Annotated in this window: 3 protein-coding genes; all 3 read left to right on the top strand. The window is 69.8% G+C overall.

What is annotated here, in order from left to right:
* Positions 1-688: 688 nt before the first annotated feature.
* The 3 genes from VN520_RS38965 to VN520_RS38955 all read left to right on the top strand — a co-directional run bounded on the left by VN520_RS38965 (position 689) and on the right by VN520_RS38955 (position 2,981).
* Positions 689-817: a hypothetical protein gene (locus VN520_RS38965; RefSeq protein WP_325751690.1), complete on the top strand. Its 129-nt coding sequence runs from the start codon at positions 689-691 to the stop codon at positions 815-817.
* A gap of 346 nt (positions 818-1,163) precedes the next feature.
* Positions 1,164-2,246, top strand: a complete 1,083-nt coding sequence (locus VN520_RS38960; RefSeq protein ID WP_325751689.1) for an LCP family protein — start codon at positions 1,164-1,166, stop codon at positions 2,244-2,246.
* A 159-nt stretch (positions 2,247-2,405) separates the two neighbouring features.
* Positions 2,406-2,981: a hypothetical protein gene (locus VN520_RS38955; RefSeq protein WP_325751688.1), complete on the top strand. Its 576-nt coding sequence runs from the start codon at positions 2,406-2,408 to the stop codon at positions 2,979-2,981.
* Positions 2,982-3,113 lie beyond the last annotated feature (132 nt).

Here is a 3,113-nt window from a genome sequence, read left to right as displayed (position 1 = left end):
CCCGCACCACCGGTGACGAGCATCCGCATCGTCTGCTGACTCCTCAGTCGTGTTCTCCACCGGCGCGGCGCGCCGACCGGCTTACCCCTGTTCGGCAAGACATCGCGGAACCTGACGCTAGTCGTCAGTGGGGGGCAGCGTGTGCAGCCTCCCCCGGCGGAGTGAGGACGGTGGCGATGCAGCTGCCGATCACAGCCCCGGCGGAGTCATCGACAAGGTCAACATCGCTGGAGCCGCCCACGCAGCGCTGCTCCCGTTCATCGGCCGGCGATCGGAGCATGACGCAGTGCCACCACAGCCAAGGGTCTTCGGCACATTGTGCCTGCGTCGATCCATGGACGGCCTCGGTTTGACCCGTATGAATAGCTCATGTTGTGGTTGTTCGTCCGCGGCCGTCTGGCTAGTTCTTGCGTTCCTCATGGCCGTGGTCGCCGGTCGTGGGATCGATCTCGCCGATCGCGGCACAACTCCAGCAGGTCGGACAGATGACATCGGTGCATACCTCCAGCGGCAGTCCCCGGACACCGACGCACGAACGGCGGCCTGACCGCAGCCTCCCTGGCCAGAGCGTGTACGGGCCGTTGATCCTGCGCGGCCGGTGACAGTGCAAGCCGGCCGACCTCGCAGCTGACCGATGCCGAGGGCGCTGACCGGGCCGCCGCCGATCTACGATCCGCATGCCGGCGCGGTGAGTGCAGTCAGCGCACGTGCGCGCCACGAGCCTGCCGAGGGCCGCCGGATCCAGCTCGCGGTACTGCTTCCTCCCGGTGACTACCAGGACAGCGTCGGCGCCGACTGCCACTTCCAGAGGGGGTGAGGAGTGAGGGGTGTCGGCGTAGTCGAGTTCGCGGCCAGGACCGGGCGGCAGCTGTGGATCGCTGCAGGCTCGGTGACCCGAACGATGGCGCCCCGCAGTTGCAGCTGGGCGGTGGGCACTCCGACGACGCCAGCCCACTATCCGACCCAGGTGCGCCACCGGCGGCCCGACTAGCCGAAAGCATCCGCGCCCACCACGGAAACCTGTGGGCGGCTCGGCCGCCAGGTTCGTAAGTGACTCGAGGGCTCCGCACGAACACCTCGTCTACCGCCGCGCCACGTCCGCACCGCTGCCGCGACTCCGGCGCCCGTAGCCTCTAATCCGTCAGAGACGGGGACGGGGCGGCATGGGCAGGCACAAGGCACACGACGAGACGAGGTCCGTCGACGACGATCGGGACGCTCCACGCCTCGAGCGGCGAGGGCGCCGGGGCTTGCGTCGCGTGGTCACCGCACTCGCCGTCCTCGTGGTCCTGCTGGCCGTGCTGGTCGGCGGCGGGGTCTGGTACCTCACCGATCGCTATGCCGGGAACATCGACCGGGTCAGCGACGTGTTCGCCGACCTGGACGAGGACGCGCGCCCGGCCCCGGCCACGCCCGCCGGAGAGGCTGCCGCTGCGCCGGTGACCTTCCTGCTCGTGGGCACCGACAGCCGGGGCACCGCGGACGAGGGCATTGCCGCGGGCGGCCGCTCGGACGCAATCATGATCGCCCGCTTCTCCGGGAGCCGGGAGCATGCGCAGCTGGTTTCCATCCCCCGAGACTCCTGGGTGGACATCCCCGGCCACGGAACGAACAAGATCAACGCCGCCTACGCCTTCGGCGGCCCGAGCCTGCTGATCCAGACCGTGGAGCAGGTGACCGGCATCCGCATCGACCACTACGTGGCCATCGACTTCGAGGGCATCGTCCAAGTCACCGACGACCTGGGCGGGGTCGACGTCGTCCTCGCGGAGACCACCAGCAACGGGCCATACACCTTCCCCGCCGGGATGAACCACCTCGACGGCGACCGGGCTCGCTGGTACCTCGGGCAGCGTTACGGCCTCGCCGGTGGCGATTTCGACCGTGTTCGTCGCCAGCAGCAGTTCCTCGAGGCGATGTTCTCCAAGCTGTTCAGCTCGGGAACGCTCACCGACCCCGGCCGGCTGGACGCCGCACTGCGCGCCGTCACCAGCGCCGTCGCAGTCGACGACACGCTGGGCGACACCGACCTGCTGTCGCTGGTCTACTCCCTGCGCGACCTCCGCCCAGAGAACGTCGACTCGTTCACCGCACCGGTGCTCGGCACCGGCATGGAGGGTCCGGCCAGCGTCGTCTACCTGGACGAGGTCACCGGCGGACGAATGTGGGCCTACCTCCGCAGCGACTCGTTGTCGCAGAACGCCGACGAGTTCGGCGCCCAGTCGCTGCCCGACGTCCCCCGCTGACCGCGGTCACCTGCGGCCGCGTGCTCACCCAACGGTTCAGGACAGTGCCCCGTCTTCCGCTTCACCCCAGTGAGTTAGGGGTCTCTGCAGACTCGCTCCACAGTGGCCCGATAGCCCTAGCGTCGCGCCGTGCGCATCCTCTTCGTCTGAACCGGCAACATGTGCCGCTCCCCGATCGCCGAACGCCTTGCTGTCGCCTGGGCAGCCGGAGCCCTCGCCGGCAACCCCGAGGCAGCCGAGATCGAGATTCTCAGTGCAGGGCTGGAGGCTGTCGGGGGCCGGGACATTGACCCGGCGACCGCAGCAGCGGTCACCGCCCTCGGCGGCGAGCCGACCGGCTTCCGGTCTCACGTGCTGACTCCGCAGCTCGCCATAGGCGCGGACCTGGTGCTCGCGATGACTCAGGATCACCGCCGCTCCGTGCTCGAACTGAACCCTCGCGGGCTGCGGCGGACTTTCACGCTGCTCGAAGCGGCGCAACTGATGGGCCGGGCGCAGTTGGACGAGATTCAGCTCGCACCGGTGCGCACGCGGGCCGTCGACCTCGGGAGGCGCCTGCACGCCGCGCGGGCCGGGCGCGGCATCCGGGGCTCGCATGACATCGCCGACCCGATCGGGCGACGTCGGGACCTCCACGTGCGGACGGCCCAGACGATCGCCGGGGCGCTGCGTCCCCTCGCCGACGTCCTGTTCAGCAGCGTTCGTACCCAGCTCCCCGCCCTGACGCCTGCCTGATGCTCAGGAGCCGGCCCTGACCTCCAGTGCGGCGATGCCCGCGAGTACGGGGATCAGCGCCTCGGCGATCGCGTCGCCGACCTCTTGGTGGGTCTCGACCGGACGACCGATCGGGTCGCGGATGTCGTCGCC

The sequence above is a fragment of the Streptomyces sp. genome, assembly GCF_035563135.1.
Classification (GTDB): Bacteria; Actinomycetota; Actinomycetes; order Streptomycetales; family Streptomycetaceae; genus Streptomyces.
This window is presented reverse-complemented; position numbering and strand designations above follow the sequence as displayed.

Coding starts and splice junctions, on each gene's coding strand:
- VN520_RS38960 (WP_325751689.1), top strand. CDS start 1,164: ATGGGCAGGCACAAGGCACACGACGAGACGAGGTCCGTCGACGACGAT.
- VN520_RS38955 (WP_325751688.1), top strand. CDS start 2,406: ATGTGCCGCTCCCCGATCGCCGAACGCCTTGCTGTCGCCTGGGCAGCC.